Source organism: Gloeothece verrucosa PCC 7822, assembly GCF_000147335.1.
GTDB lineage: Bacteria > Cyanobacteriota > Cyanobacteriia > Cyanobacteriales > Microcystaceae > Gloeothece > Gloeothece verrucosa.
In genome coordinates, this window is the sequence record NC_014501.1 from 1162974 (window position 1) to 1187903 (window position 24930).

Below are 24930 nucleotides of genomic sequence, written 5' to 3' on the forward strand. Positions count from 1 at the left end.
CAATGCTAAAAAAAATTTTTGGTGGAAAAAAATCTGATTATTATTTAGAATTAAAAGAAGACGCATCTCCAGCTAAACCTGAAGTGTCTGCTGAACCATCAGCACAAGAGTCGCCCTCAGCACCAGCCGAAACCCCTGCTGTGGAAGAAAAGCCGGCTGAACCTGTCGCGAAATCAGCAAAGAGCAAAAAAACTTCTGTTAAAAGCAAAAAAGCGGCTGCCCCCAAAGAAAAAGCCCCTGAAACAGCCAGTGAATCAGTGCCCTTAGTAACGTCTTTTCCTGTCTCGGCGGCAACATCGAGCCAAAATGGAAAAGCTGAACCTCAAGAAGTAGCTTTTGCCAGCAAATATTTACTGACTCCTACTCTGGGTCGTCGTCTTCCAGGACCCAGTTTAAATACTTTTAAGAGTATGGCTCGTCAAGTGAAAAAACCCAGAGGCTAAAAAGTTTAAATCATTAGAAAAATTATAGGTTTTAGGGATTAAAAAGTAGATTCAAACTACACCCTAAAACCTATGAGCGTTTAAGATATCACTTGAAAACCGGCATAAGATTCAGGTTCACCCATTTCGACAGTAACATCAGAAACGATAGCGGCAACGGGCCCCTGGTGACATAATTGGATCATCTGTTCAACCTGTTCGGTGGACCCTTGAAAAACCGCTTCTACTCGTCCATCAGGCTTATTTCTGACCCAACCCTTGAGGCCCAACGCTTTGGCCGTTTGTACGGTCCAATAGCGATAACCGACTCCCTGAACCTTTCCAGAAATTAAAACAGAAGCTCGAGAGGATTTCATGATTCAAAAGCCCAACTTTTCTAAAACCGGCTTAGTAGAAACCACATGACGCTCTAATCCTAATTCTGAAGGATCAACCCCCACAGCTAAAGCCACCAATTGAGGTAAATGCAGCACCGGTAACCCTAAATCTTTTCCGACTACTTTAGCCACTTCAGGTTGACGAGAATCCAAATTGAGATGGCATAAAGGACAAGGAGTCACTAAACAATCAGCCCCCGCCTCAATGGCTTCACTAATATGTTTACCAGCCATTTGAAAAGATTCCGGCGTAGAATAGCTAGACAACGGCCAGCCGCAACATTGAGTCCGTCCTCGATAATAAATCGGATTAGCCCCCACCGTGCGAAAAACATTTTCCATCGCTTCCGGTTGGAAAACATTATCGTAAGGTAAAAAAGATTGTCCCCGCAACAAATAACAACCATAAAAAGCCGCACAATTTAAGCCGCTTAAAGAACGGGTGACACGTTGAGCCAAAGATTCTAAGCCAAAATCAGTTACTAGAGCATATAAAAGATGTTTAACCTCTGTGGTACCTTGATAAGGCGAACAACTTTCTTTTTTTAAAAAATTATTGACTTGTTCTAGATAAGCTGGATCTTGTTCAATAGCCTCTTTAAGACGTTCATCCACATGGCCAATTACTCCCTGACAAGTGCTGCAATGAGTCAGTAGAGGAAGATTAAGAGATTCAGCTAAAGCAATGTTGCGAGCATTAACCGTATCTTCTAGTAATTGAGAATCTTCTTTATAAGTTCCCGAACCGCAGCAAGCAGCTTTTTTCAGTTCTATCAACTCAATTCCCAAAGCTTGGGTTAAAGCAGCAGTAGATAGATAAAGCTCTCGACAAGCCCCTTGGGCTACACAGCCGGGAAAATAAGCGTATCGAAGCATTGGATTTTAACTAGGAGCGAAACGTATTAGTCCTGATCTCTATTATCACAAAGGCTGATCACGGTTTGGGCAACCTTAAGGAATTCTTGACACTTGACGACTCCGAGGGGAGCGCTCTTAAGCTAAGACGCATTTAAATTTAACCCCCATTCCGCTTGCTCTAATCAATTTCCATGCCGCTTACAGTTAAAGCAGCCGCATTTTTTCAGACAACTACAGTAATAAAATCCTCGCTAGTAATTGAACTTGAATTAACATTCAGCACAGTGCCTAAAGCTTCGCTACCATTCTCAATTAAAGTGCCAGAGCTTGTGTCTGTAAGGGTTAAATCCTCAAAGGCTAATCCAGCTAATCCAAACTTATCAAAACCTACTTGAAAATCTTGAATCGTATCATTTCCATTCCCCGAACGCAACACAAAAATATCATTATCTAATCCTCCTTGCAGGAAATCATCCCCTTCTCCACCAAAAAGTAAATCCTCGCCGCTATTGCCAATAATTTGGTTAACTAAATTATTGCCCGTTAAACTATCGGCTTGAGTGGTTCCTGTAATATTGACAAAATTTTGGACAGTAAAAGAGAGCGACCCTAGGGTGGGAAGTCCATTAACGATTAAACTATTAGCGGCTAGATTAACGTCTAAAAAGGTAGTGGGACTAATGCCATTAGAAGCATCAATGGTATTGGCTTGTCCCACCGCACCAATAATCGTTTCGATGTTGGAAATGCTATCGATGCCACCAGCAGACCCTTTATTAATAGAACCCGCCCGTAACAGAGTAATGGCTTCAGTAAAGCTACTGTAATCTAGAGTATCAATTCCCGCTCCACCTTCAAGAGTATCATTGCCGCTAGAGCCGACAAAAGTATCATCCCCTTCGTTGCCATCAATCAAGTTAGCCGCTTCATTGCCAATAATACTATCGGTTTGAGTGGTTCCTGTAACATTGACAAAATTTTGGACAGTAAAAGAGAGCGCCCCTAGGGTAGGAAGTCCATTAACGATTAAACTATTAGTGGCTAGATTAACGTCTAAAAAGGTAGTGGGACTAATGCCATTAGAAGCATCAATGGTATTGGCTTGTTCCACCGCACCAATAATCGTTTCGATGTTGGAAATGCTATCGATGCCACCAGCAGACCCTTTATTAATAGAACCCGCCCGTAACAGAGTAATGGCTTCAGTAAAGCTACTGTAATCTAGAGTATCAATTCCCGCTCCACCATCAAGGGTATCATTGCCGCTAGAGCCGACAAAAGTATCATCCCCTTCGTTGCCAGAGAGTTGATTATCAGCTTGATCGCCGCTAATAATATCGTCTTGGGCAGTACCAATAACATTAACAAAGTTTTCTACTTTAAAGGATGATGAAAATGAAAGTCCATCAACCACAAGATTTTGATTGGCTAAGTCCGCATTAATTGAAGTGCTTCCTGTGGCAGAAGAAGCATCTATCAAGTTATTTTGACCCACTGAACCAATAATTTTTTCGACATTAATCAGTTGGTCAGTTCCCGCCCCTTGTTTATTAACAATTCCTGTAGGAAGAAGGGTAATTGCTTCAGGAATGGTACTATAATAGGCTATGTCAAAATCTGTGCCCCCATCTAAAATATCATTACCAAAACCAGCAAAAAGTCGATCATTTCCATCTTCTCCCTTTAAAGTATCATCGCCAGCAAGAATTACACTTGATGAGATTTCGATAATACCCCGATATGCAAATTCAGTAGGGGCATCATTCCATTGTCCAGGATTAATATAATTTATTGCTGCATAGTCTTCATTTCCACCAAAATTATCAGGCTGTTCAGAAAACCAATTGGTATAAGTAACCGCTTCCCCACTAATCCACGTAAAATTCCCTTCCTCATTTTGATCGGTGAAACCAATCCATAAGGGTTCTTCATTGCCAAAGGTATCACTCAGGAATTGATTTTCAGCCGCATCATTAATGGTTACTAAATTTCCCCCTAAATTCTCGGCTTGATTTTGAGCCTCTTGCCAAAAAGAAAAATTACTTAGAAGGTAGTATTTGCCTTGATAAAAAGCCGCTTCACCATAAAGCTCATCATTTCCCGCTCCACCATTGATTAGGTCATTTCCCCCTAAACCATTTAAAGTATCATCGCCAGCATTAATTACACTTGATGAGATTTCGATAATACCCCGAGATATAATTTCATTAAAGGTATCATTCCATGCTCCAGTATTCCCATAATTTATTCCTACATAGTTTTCATTTCCACCAAAATTATTAGGTTCTCCGGGAAACCAATTGGTATAAGTAACCGCTTCCCCACTAATCCACGTAAAATTCCCTTCCTCATTTTGATCGGTTAAACCAATCCATAAGGGTTCTTCATTGCCAAAGGTATCACTCAGGAATTGATTTTCAGCCGCATCATTAATGGTTACTAAATTTCCCCCTAAATTCTCGGCTTGATTTTGAGCCTCTTGCCAAAAAGAAAAATTACTTAGAAGGTAGTATTTGTCTTGATAGAAAACCGCTTCACCATAAATATTATCATTCTCATCCCCACCATTAATTAGATCATCTCCCCCTAAACCATAAACAATATCATCTCCTTCTAGACTCTGAATCGCATCATTACTTGCTGTTCCTTGAATGATATCTCTAGAGCCAGTTCCTAATAGATCTGCCATAGTTTTTATGTTTTTATTATTGTTTAAGCTTTCTCTTAGAATCATAATTTGACGTTTTTTTTTTGTCAATAAAATTACAGAATTAAAATTTAATAATTTTAGAAAATATTTAATCATAAAATAATAGAATAAAAAGCAAATCATTCTAAAGACTTGTTTTAGTCAAGACCTTAAAAACTAACAAGAACTAAGTATAATTGCGCTATAGCTCTCAAGCAAGCGATTGGGCTGATATAGGCATATTCAGGCAGATTGAAGCGAAAAAATGGTCAAATTAAGGGAATGTTACCCAACAATTCGCGCGTCAAAGGAAAAAAATTGAAATGGACTGGGGGAGAATGCGAGTTCCGCACAGTCTGCCGGCTATGGGTGGCTTAGGGAGCCTCGCCAGATAATTGTCCCAGAATAGCCCTTACTACTGGTGTTCCACCAATAGCTGATCCAAAGGTTGAGAGTTAATTCATCAAATCGTGCCCCCTTTCCGATATGATCAAGAATGCTGACAAAACAAATCATCAAACAGTAGTCCTAGGAAGTGGTAATCCCCGCCCCGCTTCCTCCTCGTGCTGTGTGTAGCATGGGGTATTTAGCGGTATAATGACAAATATAATGAACGAAGAAATTTTTGAAAAAGTCAAAAAAATCGTTGTCGATCAACTCGACGTAGAGCCAGAGGCTGTAACTCCTGATGCGAGTTTCGCTAATGATCTAAACGCTGACTCTCTAGACACAGTAGAACTGGTTATGGCTTTAGAAGAAGAATTTGAAATAGAAATTCCTGATGAAGAAGCTGAAAAACTAGATACCGTAGGTAAAGCCGTAGCGCACATCAGCGAAAAAAAAAAGTAGAAGCAACAGTGCGGAACGAGTTCCGCACCCCAGCCTAAGTGTTATATAAAAAAAAGCCCACTCGGTGAATTCTACTCCAGGTGCCAAAAACTAGCTCTCGAGTTTCCTGTGGGAAAAAATATCCTAGACAGTGAAACTGAGCATCAAAAAAAATTTTGTATCTCCTACCGAATTTTGGGCAAATTCAGCCGTTAATCAATTGAGAATCATGGGAAACTTGGAACTGAAACGTGTCGTCGTAACGGGGCTAGGTGCTATCACCCCGATCGGAAACAACTTGCAGGAATACTGGGAAGCATTGCTCAGTGGACGCAATGGGATTGGAAACATTACCTTGTTTGATACATCCCTACAAGCCTGTAAGATAGCCGGGGAAGTAAAAGGATTTGATCCCCATGACTACCTCGAACGTAAAGAAGCAAAACGAATGGAGCGCTTTGCTCAGTTTGCCGTATGTGCCAGTAAACAAGCCGTCTCGGATGCTCAACTGGTGATTAATGACCTGAATGCCGAACAGGTAGGAGTCATTATTGGCACAGGAATCGGGGGAATCAATTTCATCGAAGAGCAAAACGAGATACTTTTAACTAAAGGTCCTTCTCGATGCAGTCCTTTTACCATACCGATGATCATCGCCAATATGGGAGCCGGGTTAACAGCAATTCATACCGGAGCCAAAGGGCCAAATAGTTGTACAGTAACCGCTTGTGCGGCCGGCTCCAATGCGATCGGAGATGGTTTTCGCCTCATTCAACGAGGCTATGCTAAAGCCGTAATTTGTGGCGGCACAGAAGCGGCAATTACCCCACTCTCAGTGGCCGGTTTTGCCTCAGCCAAAGCTTTATCATTCCGCAATGACGATCCAACTCATGCGAGTCGTCCCTTTGATAAGGACCGTGATGGCTTTGTCATGGGAGAAGGAGCCGGAATTTTGATCCTAGAAGAACTTGAACAGGCCTTAGAACGAGGAGCAAAAATTTATGCCGAAATTATCGGCTACGGAATGACCTGCGATGCTTATCACATGACGGCCCCGGTTCCCGATGGACAAGGAGCAACCCGAGCAATAGAATTAGCCCTAAAAGATGCGGGTCTGCAACCCGAACAAATTAGTTATATTAATGCTCACGGTACCAGTACCCACGCCAACGATGTTACCGAAACTAAAGCCATTAAAAAAGCTTTAGGGCAGAGTGCTTACTCGATCCCAGTCAGTTCAACTAAGTCCATGACCGGTCATTTATTAGGCGGCTCTGGGGGAATAGAAGCTGTCGCTACAGTAATGGCGATCGCGGAAGATAAAATACCGCCAACGATTAATCTAGTCAATCCTGACCCAGAATGTGACCTAGATTATGTACCAGGTCAGAGCCGCTCCCATAAAGTCGAAGTAGCTCTGTCTAACTCCTTTGGGTTTGGAGGACACAATATTACCCTAGCTTTTAAAAAATATACCTAGCTCAAAAAACAAATTTAAAATATGTTCATCGAGGTCAAAAAACTTTCCATTGCTACCTAACAATGAGATGATGTAATTGGCCGATTCGGTGTTCATCGCAGCAGCACGCTTGGTAAAGCCAACTAAAATGTAGTTTTATGCTAGTCCACATTTAGAGAAGTTATGGTCGTTGCTACCCAGTCATTAGAACAACTTTGTATTAATTCCATTCGCTTTTTGGCTATCGATGCCGTACAAAAAGCCAATTCAGGACACCCAGGGCTGCCAATGGGAGCCGCTCCGATGGCCTTTGTCCTTTGGGATCAGTTTATGCGGTACAACCCCAAAAATCCCAAATGGTTAAACCGCGATCGCTTTGTTCTCTCTGCTGGACATGGCTGTATGCTCCAGTACGCTCTGCTCTATCTAACGGGTTATGATAGCGTATCTATAGAGGATATCAAGCAATTTCGTCAGTGGGAATCGAAAACCCCAGGACATCCCGAAAATTTCATGACCGATGGGGTAGAAGTGACCACCGGTCCCCTCGGACAAGGAATTGCTAATGGCGTAGGATTAGCTCTAGCAGAAGCTCATCTGGCCGCAGTATTCAATAAACCAGATGCTAAAATTATTGACCACTATACCTATGTGATCTTAGGGGACGGCTGTAACATGGAGGGCATCTCCGGAGAAGCTTGTTCCTTAGCAGGACATTGGGGCTTGGGTAAGCTAATTGCTCTGTATGATGATAACCACATCTCCATTGATGGTCATACAGATATCTCTTTTACAGAAGATGTGGGTAAACGCTACGAGGCTTATGGCTGGCACGTTCAACACGTTCCGGGTGGGAATACCGATTTAGACGCGATCGCAAAAGCTATAGAAGCGGCTAAAGCTGTAACAGACAAGCCTTCTTTAATTAAAGTCACCACCACCATTGGTTACGGTTCCCCCAATAAAGCAGACACTCACGATGTTCACGGTTCTCCTTTAGGAAACGACGAAATCAAAGCCACTCGGGAAAACCTCGGTTGGGAATACGGTCCCTTTGAAGTTCCTGAAGATGCTCTTAAGCGCTTCCGTAAAGCGGTTGACCGGGGGGCACAATATGAACAAGAGTGGAATAACTTATTTTCTGAGTATAAATCTAAATACCCAGAAGAAGCCGCTCTCCTAGAACGGATGGTCAGTGGTAAATTGCCCGAGGGATGGGAAAAAGCCCTGCCGGTTTATGCCCCCGGCAGCAAAGCCGATGCAACCCGTAACCAGTCCGGAGCAACTCTCAATGCTATTGCTACCGTATTACCGGAATTAATCGGCGGTTCGGCTGACTTAGCACCCTCTAATAAAACCCTGCTCAAGTGTTCTAAAGACTTCCAAAAAGGAAAGTATGAAAACCGTAACATTCGTTTTGGGGTGCGTGAGCATGGAATGGGCGCGATCTGTAATGGTATTGCCCTTCATGGTTCGGGTTTAATTCCTTATGGCGCGACTTTCTTAGTCTTTACTGATTATATGCGGAATTCCATCCGTTTATCAGCTTTATCAAAAGCGGGTGTGATTTGGGTAATGACTCATGATTCGATCGCATTAGGGGAAGATGGACCCACTCACCAACCGGTTGAACATATTGCCTCTCTGCGGCTGATTCCCGATTTACTGGTAATGCGTCCGGCGGATGGTAATGAAACCTCTGGGGCTTATAAGGTAGCGGTAGACAACCGTGATCGTCCGACTTTATTGGCTCTATCTCGCCAAAATCTCCCAATTTTAGAGAGTAGCTCCATTGAGAATACAGCCAAGGGTGCTTATATTCTCAGTGACAGTGACGGAACACCCGATATTATCTTAATTGGGACGGGTGGTGAAGTTCCTCTGTGTGTAGAAGCGGCTAAAGTTCTACGCGGCGAAGGTAAGAAGGTTCGCGTTGTTTCTATGCCCTGTTGGGAGCTATTTGAAGAACAAGACGCGGCTTATAAAGAGTCTGTATTACCCAAAGCCGTTAAAAAACGTGTAGCGGTTGAAGCGGGTGTGACTGCTGGTTGGTGTCGTTACACCACTGATGAAGGCGTTGCTATTGGGATTGATACTTTCGGTGCTTCTGCTCCCGGTGAAGTGGCTTTAGAAAAATTTGGTTTTACGGTTGATAATGTCGTTGCCAAAGCTAAAGAATTATTGGGATAAGTTTTACTCCTTAATAATTAATGGTTAATAAGTCCTCTGTTAAAGGGGGCTTTTTTATTTGTCGTTACCCGAAAACCCACAATTAAAAACAACAATTTTATGTCCGAAGTGAGTTCTATATTCTTATCCGAGTGCCCAACACCCTGAAGGGTGCGGGCCAACCGAACGAAGCCCGCCTACGCGGGCTATATTAAAAATGATGTTCTTTGTTTGTACCATTTTGCCTTGATCATGCAAATTAATTTTTCTCTAACTCCCCCCTTATTAAGGAGGGTTGGGAGGGAGCAATTAGATCTTGATGTTCTCTTTGAATCTCAATTAAAATTGAATTCTCTTTTCCATCTAACTTGACCGTAAACTGACTAATAGTAGGGTCTAGGCTGATTAATAAGATTAGAGCTAAGATGAGGGTTACTCCTAAGAAGGTTTTGTTCATAATCCATTTCTTCATGATTTCAATTCCTTGTTTCATGTAGAGATTAAATTTTTTCTATATTTTTATGGTGACGTATTTTTTTTAAAATTGTAGTTATTTAAAGTATAAATTTTGGTGTAAATTGGTGTAATTAAAGTATTAAATAAACTGAGTATAATCAAAGTTTAAATAAAGTGTAACCGAAGTGTAATTAAAGTTTATTGGCTCAATTATTTAGGACAATATATAATTATAATATTCAGCTAAAGAAGTAAAAATTATGACTTGGGAAAATTTTCTCAGACAACAAGCAAAAGAAAAGGGTTTAAGTGCAGACCTTGAAGATACTTTATTAGAGGCTATTCCTAGTGCGTCTAAAGCTCCTCAAGCTCAAAAGAAAATTGCAATAAGTTTAAACATTTGGCTGAGGGAAAATAATTATCAACCGGAGCAGTTTATTGATTTAGTGGCGAGTAAGGTAGTTGATAATTTTATGTATCTTGTCTGTTTGATAGATGCTCTGGTTAAAACTGAATATAAGAATTTTGATTTAAATGAATTGCCGCCTAACCTTGAGCAATATTATGATCTACACTGGCGACGTATGGGAATGACTGAACCTGAAAATCGCTTTAAGGTGATGGTTATTTATACGATTAAGGAAATTGGAACCCCAATACCGAAAGAAGCAATAGCGGATATATTAGAGACGGATCTAGAAGCAGTGGAAGCCGTTTTAAATAACTGGTTTCAGTATTTTAAACTCGAAAATGTTGAGGGTGAACTTTGTTATAACTTTTATCATTTAACTTTTAGAAAATATATAGAGTTACGGGAAGAATTAGACAGTGATAAGCCCATGTTTAGGGAAGTCAATCAGAAAATTTTTAGATTTTTAAAGCAATATAAATACAGAGGAGAAGGCTAATACAATTTTTCCTTAACAATGCAATTTATATATTTTCCGTAGGGGCGCAAGGCTTGCGCCCAATCACATAAACATTAAACTTTATAGAAAAATTGTATAAGATGAGTTATAATCGCTTTTCTACTAGGGCATATTTAACCAGTTATCTTTATAATGCGGCTAAGTCGGGTCATTTAGCAGAGTATTTTCAGACATTGACAGATTTTCAATTTTTGCAGGATAAGATTAATTATCCGGGTTTGGGGGTACAAAGTTTAATTGAGGATTATGATTTAATTGAGCAATTAGACGCTAACTCAGAGCAAGTTGAAACCCTAAAATTAATTCAGGATACATTGCGCTTATCTGCTCATGTTTTAGAAGTTGATTCTAGTCAGTTAGCGAGTCAATTGTGGGGGCGGCTGGTAGGGTTTACGGCGTTAAGTCCTCAGCAACCCGTTAAACCTAATTCTGACATTGAAGCTTTATTAAAACAAGCACAAGAAAATCCCACTTATCCCCGTTTACTACCCTATACCCCCACCTTAACCCCACCGGGCACTCCCTTAATTCGTACTCTCACCGGTCATAGTAGCTCGGTAAGAGCAGTCTGTGTCACCCCCAATGGGAAACGGATCATTTCTGGGAGTGATGATAATACCCTCAAGGTGTGGGAATTGGCGACGGGCAAGGTATTACACACCCTGACCGGTCATAGTAACTCGGTATATGCCGTCTGTGTCACCCCCGATGGGAAACGGGTCATTTCTGGGAGTATGGATAAAACCCTCAAAGTGTGGGATTTAGAGACCGGTAAAGAATTACACAGCCTCACGAGTCATCGTAGCAGAGTATTAGCAGTCTGTGTCACCCCCGATGGGAAACGGGTTATTTCTGCTAGTTGGGATAAAACCCTGAAGGTGTGGAAATTGGAGACGGGGAAGGTATTACACACTCTTAAAGGTCATAGTAACTCGGTATATGCTGTCTGTGTCACCCCCGATGGGAAACGGGTCATTTCTGGGAGTATGGATAAAACCCTCAAAGTGTGGGATTTAGAGACCGGTAAAGAATTACACAGCCTCACGGGTCATAGTGGTTGGGTAAGAGCAGTCTGTGTCACCCCCGATGGGAAACGGGTCATTTCTGGGAGTAAGGATAATACCCTCAAGGTGTGGGAATTGGAAACGGGAAAGGAATTACACACCCTCACCGGTCATAGTACCTGGGTAGAGGCAGTTTGTATCACCCCCGATGGGAAACGGGCCATTTCTGGGAGTGGGGATAATACCCTCAAGGTGTGGGATTTGGAAACGGGGAAGGAATTACACACCTTCACCGGTCATAGTAGCTGGGTAAGTGCAGTCTGTGTCACCCCCGATGGGAAACGGGTCATTTCTGGGAGTGAGGATAATACCCTCAAGGTGTGGGATTTGGAAACGGGGAAGGAATTACACACCCTCACCGGTCATAGTAGCTCGGTAACGGCAGTCTGTGTCACCCCCGATGGGAAACGGGTCATTTCTGGGAGTGAGGATAAAACCAAAAACCTCAAGGTGTGGGAATTGGAAACGGGGAAGGAATTACACACCCTCACCGGTCATAGTAGCTCGGTAACGGCAGTCTGTGTCACCCCCGATGGGAAACGGGTCATTTCTGGGAGTGAGGATAAAACCAAAAACCTCAAGGTGTGGGAATTGGAAACGGGGAAGGAATTACACACCCTCACCGGTCATAGTAGCTCGGTAACGGCAGTCTGTGTCACCCCCGATGGGAAACGGGTCATTTCTGGGAGTAAGGATAATACCCTCAAGGTTTGGGAATTGGAGAGAGGGAAGGAATTACACACCCTCACCGGCCATAGTAACTCGGTAAGTGCAGTCTGTGTCACCCCCGATGGGAAACGGGCCATTTCTGGGAGTTGGGATAAAACCCTCAAGGTTTGGGATTGGGAGACGGGAAAGCTATTACACACCCTCAAGGGTCATAGTAGCGGGGTAAGTGCAGTCTGTGTCACCCCCGATGGTAAACTGGTCATTTCCGGGAGTTGGGATAATACCCTCAAGGTTTGGGAATTGGAGAGGGGGAAGGAATTACACACCCTCACCGGTCATAGTAAATCGGTAAGTGCAGTCTGTGTCACCCCCGATGGTAAACGAGTTATTTCTGGGAGTTGGGATAAAACCCTCAAGGTTTGGGATTGGGAGACGGGAAAGCTATTACACACCCTCAAGGGTCATAGTAGCTGGGTAAATGCCGTCTGTGTCACCCCCGATGGGAAACGGGTCATTTCTGGGAGTGACGATAATACCCTCAAAGTGTGGGATTTGGAGAGGAGGAAGCTATTACACACCCTCACCGGTCATAGTAAATCGGTAAGTGCAGTCTGTGTCACCCCCGATGGGAAACGGGTCATTTCTGGGAGTAGGGATAATACCCTCAAGGTGTGGGAATTAGATACAGGTGACTGTATCGCTACTTTTACCGCAGACTATAGTATCTATTGCTGTGCAGTTGTCTCTGATGGGGTGACAATTGTTGGCGGGGATATTGGGGGGCGGGTGCATTGCTTGCGGTTGCTTGGCTAAACTGGGATTAGAGGAGAGTACAATGTCTAGAAACCTCTGTAAGATAAAAAATAACCATTTGTGGAGCCAACCAACGAGCAATATTTAATCATCAATGCCTTACAAACCCTTGAACTACTTGATTATGATTGGTATGAAAGCGATCGCGGTTTGTGGTTTATTGCTACTCCCAGTCTAGTCTTACCGACCGCCGTAATTTTACCAAATGGCGAGATTTATCCTTTAAATTGGGTTCAAGAAGATGACAACAACCAATGAAAATAAACAACAACAACTTAACCGACTGGCCGAATTAGCCAAACTCTCCAGAAAAAGATACTTAGCGAATGGAGGCGATCCCCGTCTTTCTGTTGGCAGCCTCAATCATAATGATTGTTTAACAGATGAAGAAAAACAAGAATTCAGTTTTTTATTTAATCAGCTTGTTTTAGACCAAGATATTGAGCATTATCTTGAAAATAAAAGTTTAACCCCAAAAATTATCATTGATCATGGATAATGGACTATTTATTTTAATTAATTAAATAATTCTCAATTATATATTATTCGTTAGTAAGCCGCCACTAAAATACTAATCCAGAAAAACCCTAAAAAGGAGAAAAATTTTAATGGGTGATAACGCTGAAAATTCCGCGTAGGCTTATCTATAGTCCGTATTTTTACTGAATAAATCCACGTTATCAGAACAACTTTTCGCCTCAAAAAATTTTTTTTCTATAATTCGTTAGTTTTTGACTCTGTAAGGGCAATCTAATAAGTGTAGCCTTTTTGGTGAGCATTACAGTTGCTATAGCTATCAGTTAATCAACTCCCGATGAGCAATAGCTAAATGTCCTAAATTGTCTCTTTAAGGAGTCAATCGTGTCAAGTCATAAAATTCTCGTCATTGATGACAGTAAAGTCATTAGGATGCACGTTAAAGATATGTTACCGGCTGGCAACTTCGATGTTGTAGAAGCCAAAGATGGGGCCGAAGGATACAATCTGATTCGCTCAGAAAACCCTAACCTAATTATGTTAGATTTCTTCCTGCCAAAAATGAGCGGCTGGGAAGTTTATCAACAAATTCAAAAGGAATACCAACTCAAAACCATTCCTTTAGTTCTTATGTCGGGACGAAAGGAAGAAGTGGTCGAGAAAATTCCGGAACCTTTTGAATATTTTGCCTTTATTGAAAAACCCTTTGATCAAAAGCAATTAGTGACGGCGATCAAAGAGGCTATGACTAAGGCTAAAAAATATCCTAAACCCGCAGGGGCAGAAACCCCTGTTAACCCCGATCAAACAAACCCGGCTGATACATCAGCGATGGCGGCAGAAATTCAAGCCCTCAACGACAAAATCGCCAAAATGCAAGTTGAAATGGAAAATCTTAAAAAACAGGTCAATCAGCTAGTTGGCTTTATCAAGAAAAAAATGATGTAAAAAACCGAGTTAGATATTAAATTATATAACCAGCGTGGCAGCCATGATTTTTAAATTGTGGCTGTAATGCTATTGAGTGAGCAACATAACGAATTCTCTTGTCCCTAAACCGCTACAATTTGATAGATTGGGACCTTAGCTAGATTATTGCCTCCAAAAGCCAATGAACAACGCTCAAATCGGATTTATCCTTAAAGTCTTACTCCTTTCAACCGGATTGTCTATCTTGATTAAATATGGAGGACCTTTAGTGCAGATCCCAGCAACGCCCATCAATGCTCTTATCGGTATCTCTTTGCTGCCTTTAATCATGCTTATAGCGCTGTGGTGGCGTTCCAAAGAAGCATAAAATAAGTTATTCATCCTCAAGCCGGGGGAGGACGAAATTTTGAATTTCGGTCAATGGGTTGGTTTTATCCTCTTAGTTCTTTGTTTATACATACTTTGGCAAATTCGTCAACTATTGCTGTTGCTATTTACGGCACTCATCTTAGCTGAGGCTTTGAATATTTTAGTGACTCGCTTGGAACGTTGGAGAATTAAACGGGGAATAGCCGTTTTATTCGTGCTTATTCTCCTATTGACGCTTCTTGCTAGTATGTTTTGGTTAATTATTCCTGCCTTGATTGAACAAGGTCAACAACTGGTTAAATTAGTTCCAGATGGCATTCAACAATTAATTACTCTGATTAAAAGTCGAGCCGCACAATTTGATACAAACTTGATTAATTCTTTACCCACAATTAAGCAGATTATTGAACAGTTACAACCTTTAGTTAACCAAATTGCCAATCGAGGATTAAATATATTTTACAGTTCTCTAGGCAATATTTTGAGTTTATTATTATTATTAGCTTTAACTTTAATGCTCCTGTCGAATCCTTTACCTTATCGTCAGGGCTTGATCCGTTTATTTCCCGCTTTTTATCGACAACGAGTTGATGAAATTTTAATCTTATGTGATCAAACCTTATCGAGATGGCTAATGGTGATTATGCTTCACATGAGCCTGATGACCATTTTAAGTTGGTTGGGCTTATTAATATTCGGTATTCCTCTAGCCTTTTCTCAAGCCATCTTATCGGGGGCACTAGCCTTTATTCCTAATATCGGCCCCGTATTAGCGATGATAGCCCCTATTGCCATAGCTCTTTTAGAAGCCGCATCTTGGAAACCTTGGGCAGTGATTATCCTCTACAGTATTATTTATATCATCATTCAACGCCTAGACAAGCAGCTACTAGCCGCACAAGTGTTAAGAGAGCATATTTGTTTATTGCCAGGATATACCCTTTTAGCACAGATCTTTTTTGCTTCTTTATTTGGCTTTTTAGGTTTACTCCTGGCTCTCCCTTTATTCATTGTCAGTCAAATCTGGATAAGAGAAGCATTGGTCAAAGATATTTTAGATCGATGGAAAATTAGTTAAACTTAAAAAGGGAACAGAGGACAGAAAACAGGGATGAGAACCATTGCCGAAATTAATGACAAAATTCGTACAGGATCAGCCGTAGTTTGGACGATCCAAGAACTCAAGGCACGAGTAAAAGACCTGGGAATAACGAAAATTTATGAACAAGTAGATGTGATCTGTACCGGAACTTTTGAACCGATGGAATCATCCGGCGCATTAATTAATTTAGGACACACAGATCCGCCGATAAAAATTCGTCAATGCTGGCTAGATGGCATTCCCGCTTATGCCGGATTTGGGGCCGTAGATGTTTATTTAGGCGCTAGTGCGATGGCTGACTATTCCCCGACTCCAGACATTACAGACGGCGATATTCGACCCATTAGTACCATACCTGAACGGGGAGGAGGTCATGTTATAGAAGATTTAATCGCCGGTAAAGCTGTACAATTGCGGCTCATTGGACACATCACAGATTGTTATCCGAGAGCATCATTTGAAACCACCATTACTAAAGATACAATTAATCAATTTTATTTGTATAATCCTCGGAATTTATATCAAAATTTTATAGTGGGCGTTAATGGAGGAGATCGCCCCCTTTATACTTATCTCGGTCTTTTACAACCCAGACTCGGCAATGCAGTTTATTCAAATACCGGAGCAATTTCTCCCCTATTTAATGACCCAGATTTAAAATTAATTGGCGTTGGAACCCGCATTTTTTTAGGCGGCTCTATTGGCTATATTGCCTGGGAAGGAACACAACATTTTCCCTTGCAAAAACGACTCCCTAACCGTACTCCCATCGGCCCTGCGGCGACTCTAGCTTTAATGGGTGATGCCAAACAAATGAATCCTCGTTGGGTGAGAGGATGCTATTTTAAAAACTACGGCGCTTCCATGATGTTAGGAGTAGGTGTACCTCTGCCCGTTCTCAATGAAGAAGTGATCCGTTATTGTGCTATCAAAGATGAAGATATTGTCGCCCCAGTGATGGATTTTTCTATCCCTCGACGAGTGCGTCCCACTTTTGGATTAGTGAGTTATGCCCAACTCAAAAGCGGTCAAATTACAATAGATGGTAAAAAAGTGCGGACGGCCCCTCTAGCGAGTCTGTATTTCTCTCAACAAGTGGCTCAAGAGTTAAAAAACTGGATAGAAAGAGGAGAATTTACCCTGACTGAAGCGGTAGCACCTTTAAACATGGAACGGTCGTTTTTACCTCAAGATCGTTGGGATTCTAAAATGGCGATGGAATAGCAAACATCGGGTCAAAAGTGTCAAAATAAAAAATAAGGGATAAGGGAAGAATAGAAACATCAATGAATAATAAATCATCCACCATTAATAACTTATTGTTTAACGACGAGTGGAACTCACAAGACATCGAGCAAGCCATCAAAAGCGTTGAAACCATTCAGGAAGAACTGAACTACAAACAGGCGCAAAACTCCTTGAGAGATTTAGTTAATAATTTAGATTTATCTCCCACTGAACAAAGCGGCTTAGAACAGGAAATTGATCACCTCGTTAACCTGTTAGATAAGTTAGAACAGTCAGTGGTACAACTAGCCGCCTTTGGTATGGTAGGACGGGGAAAATCTTCGGTTCTCAATGCGCTACTTGGCCAAGAAATCTTTCAAACTGGGCCTTTACATGGGGTGACTCGTTCTATTGATAGTGCCAATTGGAAATTGATCCAAGATGAGACTTATCCAGAAGTGCAACGGATGATTATCTCTGGAAGCGGCAACAGTCAAATACAATTAATTGATACCCCTGGAATAGATGAAGTCGATGGAGAAACACGGGAAGCGTTGGCCCGAAAAATTGCTAAACAGGTAGACTTGATTTTATTTATTGTTGCCGGGGATATTACTAAAGTTGAATTTCAAGCTTTATCTCAATTGAGAGAAGCCGGGAAACCGATGATCTTGGTATTTAATAAAATTGATCAGTATCCCGAAGCAGATCGCCTGGCAATTTATGAGAAAATTCGAGATGAACGGGTAAAAGAATTGCTTTCACCAGATGAAATTGTCATGGTGGCGGCTTGTCCATTAGTCGCACAAGCGGTTAGAGAAGCAGACGGACGTTTGAAAATGCAGCGCCGCCGAGGAAACCCTCAAATTGAGCCACTGAAACTGAAAATTTTAGAAATTTTACATCGAGAAGGGAAATCATTAGTGGCTTTAAATACCATGCTGTACGCCGATGAAGTCAATGAACAGGTGGTACAGCGAAAAATGACTATACGAGAAGAAGCGGCTAACGCGGTGATTCAAAAAACGGTGATCACCAAAGCGGTGGCGATCGCCCTTAACCCAGTGACGGCGGTAGATTTGTTAACCGGTGCGGTGATAGATGTAGCGATGATTTTATCGTTATCCCGTCTCTATGCTATCCCGATGACACAACAAGGCGCGATCGGACTGTTGCAGAAAATCGCCTTTGCAATGGGAGGAATTAGTGTGAGTGAGTTTTTAGCGACCTTTGGGTTGAGTTCGTTAAAAGGGTTATTAGGACTGTCTGCACCGGCAACCGGAGGGCTATCTTTAGCGCCTTATTTATCGGTTGCTATTACTCAAGGGGCCGTGTCTGGGGTGTCTTCTTATGCCATTGGACAAGTGACTAAAACTTATTTAGCTAATGACGCTTCTTGGGGTCCTGATGGTCCGAAAGCGGTGGTTACTCGGATTTTGGAATCTTTGGATGAGGCTTCTATTTTAAATCGTATTAAATGGGAATTGAGCGCTAAATTGAAGAAACATTATCGACAAAATTTCTAATAATTTGTCATTTTTGAGGTTTATTTGTCAGTAAAAGCCATGACTACTGTAACAGAAACAGACATTAAAGAATTAAAAGAGTTAATTATCAAGCAAGGTGAACAATTGAACAGCATTGATAAGCGATTGGCGGTTATCGAAGCTAGATTAGATGAATGGAAGCCGATGATTCAAAAAATTCCTGATTTAGCTGAGCAAGTTGGAGAGTTAAAGAACTGGAAGCAATTTTTTATTATCGGCGTTACCTCATTAGTCTCGGGTTTGATTGGGTGGCTAATTAGAGGGGGAAGAACATAAGAGGAATTAATAGGTAAGGCGGATGATTCAGTAGCAAACTATTTTAAGGTTGATTATTTCTATGCAAATTATTCTTAATGCTGAACTAGAACAGTTAATTCAATCCCAGTTAAAAACTGGCAAGTATCAAACAGCAGAACAAGTTATTAATTAAGCTTTACAGTTATTAGAGGAAAAAAATAGAAAACAAGATGAAATAAAGTTAAAAGAACTGCGTCAAAAAATTGCTGTTGCTACTGAACAAATTGAGCAAGGAAAAATTACAGATGGAGAGGAGGTTTTTGACAGATTGCAAGAAAAAATCCGTAGCCAATACATATAGATATTGTAGGTTGGGGAGCCAGTCCGTTGCGCGGGTTCCCCGCGTTGAAGGAACTGGCGTTTGAGGAACGAAACCCAACATCAACAACTATAACTTACACCCTGAAGGGTGAAGCTAAACGAGCAAAGCCCGCCTGCGCGGGCTAATATAAAGCCCCCCTTATCAAGGAGAATTGGGGGGATCTAATTAATTAGTATTCCCAATCAAAATAAAAGGCGACCAATACCAAGGATGACTATCAATTTGAGTTAATTTTGCTTTTTGTAGGGCTTCTGCTTGACTCATTCCCTCTTTTATATTATGATAAAATTGCTCCATAATTGCCCTAGTAGTTTCATCTTCTGCACTCCACAAACTGGCAATAACCGCTTTGGCACCTGCTCTCTCAAATAAGTAAGCAACCCCTGATATTTCTTCGCCATTAGAGTTAGTTTCTAAGGCAGTTTGACAAGCGCTTAAGGTAATTAAAGCTACATTAGGAAACCCCACTAACTCTGCATCAGCAATATTGAAAGAGCCATCAGCAAATAAAATGGTATTAGCGGCTAAATCTGGGTTTTCACACTTATCAACTTTGGATAGACAACATCCTAGAGGGTTAAAACATCCATGAGTGGCTAAATGAATTAAGGCAAATTTCTGTTGAGTTGAGTCAGTTTTAAACTTGTTGAGAGTGGCATTTTTTTCGAGATATGACTGACTTCCTGGCAGAATTTGAGTAATGGTTTTGACTTCTTCTTCTGCACCATTAAGGGCTAATTTTCCCTCTGGTTTAGGATTGCCAAAGGCTAATATTTTGGGTGTAGAAGCTGTATTTTGAGTAACGGGAACTTGACGAGTAGATAAACGAGTTAGGTAATTAATTGAATATTTTTGAATCAGATATTGATCCTTTTGACTATCATAAAGCGCTTCAAAAGGCAGATAACGGAGTTTACCCGTAGCAATAATACTGATAGGTTGATTCGGGTTGAGTTGCGCTTCAACAGGACGAATCATAAAGTCATAAAGTTGAGCGAGATTTTCCAGGTATTCTGAATCAAAACGATTATTAAGCTTTTGATAGGTTGTCGTAATCAGATTGTCAATATTAGTTGAGTTAAGAGGAACTTTAGTAACGGTTAGCTTATCTCTTGTGATGACAAAAATAGCAACAGTATTAGGAACATTTTGAATATTAGTGAGTAAAACAGGATGAATAACCGTTGTTTCTGTGGGGATACTTTCTTGCAGTTTAGCAATATCTTCAAGCTTAAATTCAAATAAGTCTGCTACTTCAGGAAAACGTTCAACAATGTCTTTAGCTTCTTTGTTGACTTCCGCTTCAAAATCTCGCATTTTTTGAGCTAGAGATTCAGAGAAATTATCTTGTAAGTTTTGCCGCAGTAAGTTTAATTGTTGATTTTTTTCAGTCCATTGCTCGATGAGTTTTTGCGCTTCAGGATTAGCGACTTTAGCATTAATGAGGCGGGTATAGTCGGCAAGCTCAAAAGTAGTAGCTGAGTTAATCCATTGATAGGCTTCTTCTGGTTTATTTTGATCAATTAAAATGTTGGTAAGGGCGATCGCTGCTCCCCGTTCTTCCTTTAAAAATTGTTGACGATATTCCTTAATCAAATCTCCTCGGATTTTAAGATTGATACTAACTGATTCTTTCAAATTAGTAATCGCTTCATTAGGTTGATTAAGCGCTTGATAGACACCTCCTATATTACCGAGAGTGGAAGCTTCCCCACTACGATTACCCACTTCCCGCCTTATGGGCAAAGCTTGGGTGAAGTATTCCAAAGCCTTCTGGGGTTGCCCGATGCTGTAATAGACTAATCCTATATTATTGAGAGTGGCGGCTTCCCCACTACGATTACCCACTTCCCGCATTATGGGCAAAGCTTGGGTTAAGTATTCCAAAGCCTTCTGGGGTTGCCCGATGCTAAGATATACATTTCCTATATTAGTGAGAGTGGAAGCTTCCCCACTACGATTACCCACTTCTCGTACAATGGGCAAAGCTTGGCTGTAGTATTCCAGAGCCTTCTGGGGTTGCCCGATGTTGTCATAGACTAATCCTATATTATTGAGAGTGGCGGCTTCCCCACTACGATCCCCCACTTCCCGCGTTATGGGCAAAGCTTGGTTGTAGTATTCTAAAGCCTTCTGGGGTTGCCCGATGCTGTAATAGACTGCTCCTATGTTACTGAGAGTGGTGTCTTCCCCACTACGATCGCCCACTTCCCGCCTTATGGGCAAAGCTTGGCTGTAGTATTCCAAAGCCTTCTGGGGTTGCCCGATGTTACGATAGACACCTCCTATATTATTGAGAGTAGTAGCTTCCCCACTACGATCCCCCACTTCCCGCGTTATGGGCAAAGCTTGGTTGTAGTATTCTAAAGCCTTCTGGGGTTGCCCGATGTTACTATAGACTAATCCTATATTACTGAGAGTAGTAGCTTCCCCACTACGATCCCCCACTTCCCGCCTTATGGGCAAAGCTTGGCTGTAGTATTCCAAAGCCTTCTGGGGTTGCCCGATGTTGTCATAGACTAATCCTATACTACTGAGAGTAGTAGCTTCCCCACTACGATCCCCCACTTCCCGCCATATGGGCAAAGCTTGGCTGTAGTATTCCAAAGCCTTCTGGGGTTGCCCAATACTAAGATAGACACTTCCTATATTAGTGAGAGTGGTAGCTTCCCCACTACGATCCCCCACTTCTCGCATAATGGGCAAAGCTTGGCTGTAGCATTCTAAAGCCTTCTGGGGTTGCCCGATGCTGCCATAGACACCTCCTATATTATTGAGAGTGGCGGCTTCCCCACTACGATCCCCCACTTCCCGCTTTATGGGCAAAGCTTGGTTGTAGTATTCTAAAGCCTTCTGGGGTTGCCCGATGTTACTATAGACTAATCCTATACTAATGAGAGTAGTAGCTTCCCCACTACGATCCCCCACTTCCCGCGTTATGGGCAAAGCTTGGTTGTAGAATTCCAATGCCTTCTGGGGTTGCCCGATGCTGTTATAGACACCTCCTATATTAGTGAGAGTCCTTCCTTCCCCACTACGCTCCCCCACTTCCCGCGCTATGGGCAAAACTTGGCTGTAGTATTCCAATGCCTTCTGGGGTTGCCCGATGCTGCCATAGACACCTCCTATATTATTGAGAGTGGCGGCTTCCCCAGTACGATCCCCCACTTCCCGCGTTATGGGCAATGCTTGGCTGTAGTATTCCAAAGCCTTCTGGGGTTGCCCGATGCTGTCATAGACTGCTCCTATATTATTGAGAGTGGCGGCTTCCCCACTACGATCCCCCACTTCCCGCCTTATGGGCAAAGCTTGGCTGTAGTATTCCAAAGCCTTCTGGGGTTGCCCGATGTTGTCATAGACTAATCCTATACTATTGAGAGTGGTAGCTTCCCAACTACGATTATTAATTTCTCTATAAATTAATAATGCTTGCTCAAAAGACTCTAAAGCTTGCTGAGGTTTACCTATAATATTGTAATTAAACCCTAACCCTAGCAGTGCCTCAGCTTCTGTTTCTCTATTTTTTTGTTGCCGCGCTAGAGTAAGTAACTGTTGAAGGGTTTCGATCGCTTGTAGGGGTTTTCCTTGTTGGGTTTGCTGTGCGGCTTGCTGTCTTAGTTGCTGTAAGTCTTGCTGAGTTTGAGTTTGTGCCCAAGCCGCTTGATTAATTAGAGCAAGAGAAAGAGGAGTTAACCCGATAGTAACGAATAAAAAACTACTGATAATAGATTTCATAAATAGCTCAACCTCTAATATTATTTTTAGGATCGGTTGGTATAACTTGAATGTTCATTTTTCCAGTTGAATCAAACTGAATCTCATTCACCACATAAATACTCTTTTTAGCAACTGAACTAATTTCTCTAATTTGTATAGGTTTCATCACCCCTGCTAAAGAAACTTGTGCTTGTCCTAGATTAGGATTAATTAAGCGCAACCCATTAAAAGGTATTCCCTGCCAAGTGCTTAGGAATGCTGTAGCTCTGTCTTCTCCTCGAATTACTATTTTTCCGTCCCCATCGTAAACCAGCGCATCCCGTCTAAAGGTTATTTTCTGTATTTGGGAAATTTGTAGAGTTCGAGAATTTCCACTGCGAGAAATTTGTACGGTTTGATTAGTAGGATCAAAAGCACTAACTTGTCCCGACAGCGATGAGCTATCTTTTAAACTGATATCGGCTAAAGTTGGTAAAGCGACTGGAATTAGAGCATTAGTAGAAGCATTTTGCTTGATTGTAGGAATTTGGTAAGTATTTGCTCTAGTTTTTTCATTGAACGTTGCTACTGTCCCTACCAGCACAGCAATTGCAATCAGTTGTAAAGCTTTTTTCATAGGAATTTAGATAACTCAATACTTCTAGAAAATACTTACTTTGTCTAAAGAATACATAGCGCCTAGCCGCTACTACGGAAATTTCCGGAAATCGTCATCTGTCTGTTGGTATATTATAATATCGCCTTATCTATATTTATACTGATTATCGTGTCTCAAAACCCTCAAACTCCTTCTAATCCCAACTTTCTTGGAGCATTAGCTGGTTTAATCGGTATTTTAGGTATTTTCCTATACTTCACCGGTTGGATTTATCGCTGGTCTTATTTTGGCTATTTCGAACTAGAAATAATTAGCTTAAATTTCCCTCTAGAATCTTTTCTTATTGTTCCCATTCAAGTTTTTTTTGGAAATTTTATAACGACAATTAAAGCTTTATTTGCTATTATTATTACTCCATTTTTAATCAAATTTACTTTATGGTTACTCTCTCCTAATTCTAGTAATATTACCTTTTTAAAAAAATTACACCGTTGGATAATTTTTCAGAAACTTAGACAAATTATAGCCACTCTTTTTAATCAAATCTTCAAAGATTTAATTATTGTTAGTTGGCTTTTAATTGTATTATTTTGGCTGGCTCAATCCCAAGGTTATCAAGATGCGCGGCGGGATGCCCTCAATTCAAGTTCTACTCTTTCGGTTGTAGCTGTAGTCAGTTCTAATGAGAAATTAGCATTAGGTCGTCAATTAGATGATATATTTGCTGACCCTTCTTTAAAAGGCTATAGAATTATTGGAGATCAAGAATTATTTGATAAAATTCGCGGACGAGAACTTAACGATACCACTAACCCAAATCAACCCATTGTTTGGCGCTTATTATTACAAACCGATTCATGGGTTTATATTTTTCCGGCTTTACCTCCTAATAGTAAATCCAATCAACGCCCACCCGTTTTAGCCATTAGTACCGCCGATGGTCGCATACAATTTTTAATTCTCTCTCGTCCCAAAATGAACTAAAATATGTTATAATTACAATGATTTATTAATTATTTAACTATCAACTATCGTAGCTTTTCCTTTAGCAACTGTAGGTAAAATAGCTAAAACCTTTGGAACTAAAGGCTTTAGATCAGCCAAACGATTAGATGGTGCTTGTAAAACAATTACAGAAAGATCAAACTGAGACAGATTTTGTTGAAACGGCAAATTTCGATCAACTGTAATAAAAACATCATACTCGGCTTCTGCAAGACTAAGAAGTTGGCCATTTTTGATTCCTGCCCATCCCATCTGTGGAACCGTTTTTACTTCATATTCGACAAACTCTCGCGCCAGCTTGCGATCAATGCACTCATCTAAAAGGATCTTCATGTTATGCCGCCATGTTTATAAGCCGCTTTCCCGCCTCTTCAAGCAAGGCAATAACCTGCTCTCTCGTCACGGTGGGAAATCCATCCAAAAAATCATCAATTGATTCTCCGGCTTTGAGATAGTCCAAAAGCGTCTGCACCGGAACTCTAGTACCCGTAAAAACCGGAGTTCCACTCATTATTTCCGGGGATCTGCTAATGATGGGGGAGTCTTTCAGCATAAGTTTTCGACCTCTTGGTTCGATGTTTATAG

23 protein-coding genes are annotated in these 24930 nt (G+C 41.3%); 15 read left to right on the forward strand and 8 right to left on the reverse strand.

Annotation, left to right across the window (positions count from 1 at the left end; translation table 11 throughout):
- The first annotated feature begins 2 nt into the window (after positions 1-2).
- Positions 3-443, forward strand: coding sequence for a hypothetical protein (locus CYAN7822_RS05195; protein ID WP_013321185.1), 441 nt, complete (start codon positions 3-5; stop codon positions 441-443).
- Between the two features lie 80 nt (positions 444-523).
- Here CYAN7822_RS05195 and CYAN7822_RS05200 read toward each other — a convergent pair whose 3' ends face one another.
- The 3 genes from CYAN7822_RS05200 to CYAN7822_RS39355 form a co-directional block, all read right to left on the reverse strand.
- Positions 524-799, reverse strand: a complete 276-nt coding sequence (locus tag CYAN7822_RS05200; RefSeq protein ID WP_013321186.1) for an acylphosphatase — start codon at positions 797-799, stop codon at positions 524-526.
- Between the two features lie 3 nt (positions 800-802).
- A complete protein-coding gene (locus CYAN7822_RS05205; RefSeq protein ID WP_013321187.1) occupies positions 803-1696 on the reverse strand; it encodes a CoB--CoM heterodisulfide reductase iron-sulfur subunit B family protein in 894 nt (297 codons plus the stop codon).
- A gap of 205 nt (positions 1697-1901) precedes the next feature.
- A complete protein-coding gene (locus CYAN7822_RS39355) occupies positions 1902-4367 on the reverse strand; it encodes a lectin-like protein (protein WP_162052115.1) in 2466 nt (821 codons plus the stop codon).
- 609 nt (positions 4368-4976) lie between these two features.
- Here CYAN7822_RS39355 and acpP point away from each other — a divergent pair.
- The 3 genes from acpP to tkt all read left to right on the forward strand — a co-directional run bounded on the left by acpP (position 4977) and on the right by tkt (position 8844).
- Positions 4977-5216: an acyl carrier protein gene (gene acpP / locus CYAN7822_RS05215; RefSeq protein WP_041933140.1), complete on the forward strand. Its 240-nt coding sequence runs from the start codon at positions 4977-4979 to the stop codon at positions 5214-5216.
- Positions 5217-5424: 208 nt separating this feature from the next.
- The gene (fabF, locus tag CYAN7822_RS05220; protein ID WP_013321190.1) at positions 5425-6675 is read left to right on the forward strand and encodes a beta-ketoacyl-ACP synthase II; all 1251 of its coding nucleotides are present in this window, start codon (positions 5425-5427) and stop codon (positions 6673-6675) included.
- A 162-nt stretch (positions 6676-6837) separates the two neighbouring features.
- On the forward strand, positions 6838-8844 hold the full coding sequence (gene tkt, locus CYAN7822_RS05225; protein ID WP_013321191.1) for a transketolase: 2007 nt from the start codon (positions 6838-6840) through the stop codon (positions 8842-8844).
- A 238-nt stretch (positions 8845-9082) separates the two neighbouring features.
- On the opposite strand, the gene CYAN7822_RS05230 is transcribed toward tkt, so the two are convergent.
- On the reverse strand, positions 9083-9295 hold the full coding sequence (locus CYAN7822_RS05230; RefSeq protein ID WP_157871782.1) for a hypothetical protein: 213 nt from the start codon (positions 9293-9295) through the stop codon (positions 9083-9085).
- Between the two features lie 244 nt (positions 9296-9539).
- Between CYAN7822_RS05230 and CYAN7822_RS05235 the strand changes: the two genes are divergently transcribed.
- The 10 genes from CYAN7822_RS05235 (at position 9540) to CYAN7822_RS05280 (ending at position 18682) form a co-directional block, all read left to right on the forward strand.
- A complete protein-coding gene (locus CYAN7822_RS05235) occupies positions 9540-10187 on the forward strand; it encodes a hypothetical protein (protein ID WP_013321193.1) in 648 nt (215 codons plus the stop codon).
- A gap of 101 nt (positions 10188-10288) precedes the next feature.
- Positions 10289-12754: a WD40 repeat domain-containing protein gene (locus tag CYAN7822_RS05240; RefSeq protein WP_013321194.1), complete on the forward strand. Its 2466-nt coding sequence runs from the start codon at positions 10289-10291 to the stop codon at positions 12752-12754.
- Between the two features lie 60 nt (positions 12755-12814).
- Positions 12815-13012 (forward strand): hypothetical protein, encoded by a 198-nt coding sequence (locus CYAN7822_RS05245; protein ID WP_013321195.1) that lies wholly within the window; start codon positions 12815-12817, stop codon positions 13010-13012.
- Complete coding sequence (locus CYAN7822_RS05250) at positions 12996-13253, forward strand: hypothetical protein (protein ID WP_013321196.1); 258 nt, start codon at positions 12996-12998, stop codon at positions 13251-13253. Before CYAN7822_RS05245 ends, CYAN7822_RS05250 begins: the two co-directional genes overlap by 17 nt.
- Before the next feature lie 362 nt (positions 13254-13615).
- Entirely contained in the window at positions 13616-14179 is a 564-nt protein-coding gene (locus tag CYAN7822_RS05255; protein WP_013321197.1) for a response regulator, read from the forward strand.
- A gap of 163 nt (positions 14180-14342) precedes the next feature.
- Positions 14343-14528: a hypothetical protein gene (locus CYAN7822_RS05260; RefSeq protein WP_013321198.1), complete on the forward strand. Its 186-nt coding sequence runs from the start codon at positions 14343-14345 to the stop codon at positions 14526-14528.
- 39 nt (positions 14529-14567) lie between these two features.
- Complete coding sequence (locus CYAN7822_RS05265) at positions 14568-15608, forward strand: AI-2E family transporter (RefSeq protein WP_013321199.1); 1041 nt, start codon at positions 14568-14570, stop codon at positions 15606-15608.
- A 33-nt stretch (positions 15609-15641) separates the two neighbouring features.
- Complete coding sequence (locus CYAN7822_RS05270) at positions 15642-16856, forward strand: homocysteine biosynthesis protein (protein ID WP_013321200.1); 1215 nt, start codon at positions 15642-15644, stop codon at positions 16854-16856.
- 62 nt (positions 16857-16918) lie between these two features.
- A complete protein-coding gene (locus tag CYAN7822_RS05275; RefSeq protein ID WP_013321201.1) occupies positions 16919-18385 on the forward strand; it encodes a GTP-binding protein in 1467 nt (488 codons plus the stop codon).
- Positions 18386-18424: 39 nt separating this feature from the next.
- The gene (locus tag CYAN7822_RS05280) at positions 18425-18682 is read left to right on the forward strand and encodes a hypothetical protein (RefSeq protein WP_013321202.1); all 258 of its coding nucleotides are present in this window, start codon (positions 18425-18427) and stop codon (positions 18680-18682) included.
- Between the two features lie 508 nt (positions 18683-19190).
- Here CYAN7822_RS05280 and CYAN7822_RS05290 read toward each other — a convergent pair.
- Together CYAN7822_RS05290 and CYAN7822_RS05295 are read right to left on the reverse strand one after the other, a co-directional pair.
- Positions 19191-22760 (reverse strand): CHAT domain-containing protein, encoded by a 3570-nt coding sequence (locus tag CYAN7822_RS05290; RefSeq protein WP_013321203.1) that lies wholly within the window; start codon positions 22758-22760, stop codon positions 19191-19193.
- A 7-nt stretch (positions 22761-22767) separates the two neighbouring features.
- Positions 22768-23358, reverse strand: coding sequence for a hypothetical protein (locus CYAN7822_RS05295; RefSeq protein ID WP_013321204.1), 591 nt, complete (start codon positions 23356-23358; stop codon positions 22768-22770).
- Positions 23359-23508: 150 nt separating this feature from the next.
- Between CYAN7822_RS05295 and CYAN7822_RS05300 the strand changes: the two genes are divergently transcribed.
- Positions 23509-24324: a hypothetical protein gene (locus CYAN7822_RS05300; protein WP_013321205.1), complete on the forward strand. Its 816-nt coding sequence runs from the start codon at positions 23509-23511 to the stop codon at positions 24322-24324.
- A 33-nt stretch (positions 24325-24357) separates the two neighbouring features.
- On the opposite strand, the gene CYAN7822_RS05305 is transcribed toward CYAN7822_RS05300, so the two are convergent.
- Positions 24358-24678, reverse strand: a complete 321-nt coding sequence (locus CYAN7822_RS05305; RefSeq protein WP_013321206.1) for a DUF5615 family PIN-like protein — start codon at positions 24676-24678, stop codon at positions 24358-24360.
- 1 nt (position 24679) lies between these two features.
- Complete coding sequence (locus tag CYAN7822_RS05310) at positions 24680-24898, reverse strand: DUF433 domain-containing protein (protein WP_013321207.1); 219 nt, start codon at positions 24896-24898, stop codon at positions 24680-24682.
- Positions 24899-24930 lie beyond the last annotated feature (32 nt).

Coding starts and splice junctions, on each gene's coding strand:
- CYAN7822_RS39355 (WP_162052115.1), bottom strand. CDS start 4,367: ATGGCAGATCTATTAGGAACTGGCTCTAGAGATATCATTCAAGGAACA.
- CYAN7822_RS05235 (WP_013321193.1), top strand. CDS start 9,540: ATGACTTGGGAAAATTTTCTCAGACAACAAGCAAAAGAAAAGGGTTTA.
- CYAN7822_RS05270 (WP_013321200.1), top strand. CDS start 15,642: ATGAGAACCATTGCCGAAATTAATGACAAAATTCGTACAGGATCAGCC.
- acpP (WP_041933140.1), top strand. CDS start 4,977: ATGAACGAAGAAATTTTTGAAAAAGTCAAAAAAATCGTTGTCGATCAA.
- CYAN7822_RS05240 (WP_013321194.1), top strand. CDS start 10,289: ATGAGTTATAATCGCTTTTCTACTAGGGCATATTTAACCAGTTATCTT.
- CYAN7822_RS05195 (WP_013321185.1), top strand. CDS start 3: ATGCTAAAAAAAATTTTTGGTGGAAAAAAATCTGATTATTATTTAGAA.
- CYAN7822_RS05295 (WP_013321204.1), bottom strand. CDS start 23,358: ATGAAAAAAGCTTTACAACTGATTGCAATTGCTGTGCTGGTAGGGACA.
- CYAN7822_RS05200 (WP_013321186.1), bottom strand. CDS start 799: ATGAAATCCTCTCGAGCTTCTGTTTTAATTTCTGGAAAGGTTCAGGGA.
- tkt (WP_013321191.1), top strand. CDS start 6,838: ATGGTCGTTGCTACCCAGTCATTAGAACAACTTTGTATTAATTCCATT.
- CYAN7822_RS05205 (WP_013321187.1), bottom strand. CDS start 1,696: ATGCTTCGATACGCTTATTTTCCCGGCTGTGTAGCCCAAGGGGCTTGT.
- CYAN7822_RS05260 (WP_013321198.1), top strand. CDS start 14,343: ATGAACAACGCTCAAATCGGATTTATCCTTAAAGTCTTACTCCTTTCA.
- fabF (WP_013321190.1), top strand. CDS start 5,425: ATGGGAAACTTGGAACTGAAACGTGTCGTCGTAACGGGGCTAGGTGCT.
- CYAN7822_RS05230 (WP_157871782.1), bottom strand. CDS start 9,295: ATGAAGAAATGGATTATGAACAAAACCTTCTTAGGAGTAACCCTCATC.
- CYAN7822_RS05290 (WP_013321203.1), bottom strand. CDS start 22,760: ATGAAATCTATTATCAGTAGTTTTTTATTCGTTACTATCGGGTTAACT.
- CYAN7822_RS05250 (WP_013321196.1), top strand. CDS start 12,996: ATGACAACAACCAATGAAAATAAACAACAACAACTTAACCGACTGGCC.
- CYAN7822_RS05280 (WP_013321202.1), top strand. CDS start 18,425: ATGACTACTGTAACAGAAACAGACATTAAAGAATTAAAAGAGTTAATT.
- CYAN7822_RS05305 (WP_013321206.1), bottom strand. CDS start 24,678: ATGAAGATCCTTTTAGATGAGTGCATTGATCGCAAGCTGGCGCGAGAG.
- CYAN7822_RS05310 (WP_013321207.1), bottom strand. CDS start 24,898: ATGCTGAAAGACTCCCCCATCATTAGCAGATCCCCGGAAATAATGAGT.
- CYAN7822_RS05275 (WP_013321201.1), top strand. CDS start 16,919: ATGAATAATAAATCATCCACCATTAATAACTTATTGTTTAACGACGAG.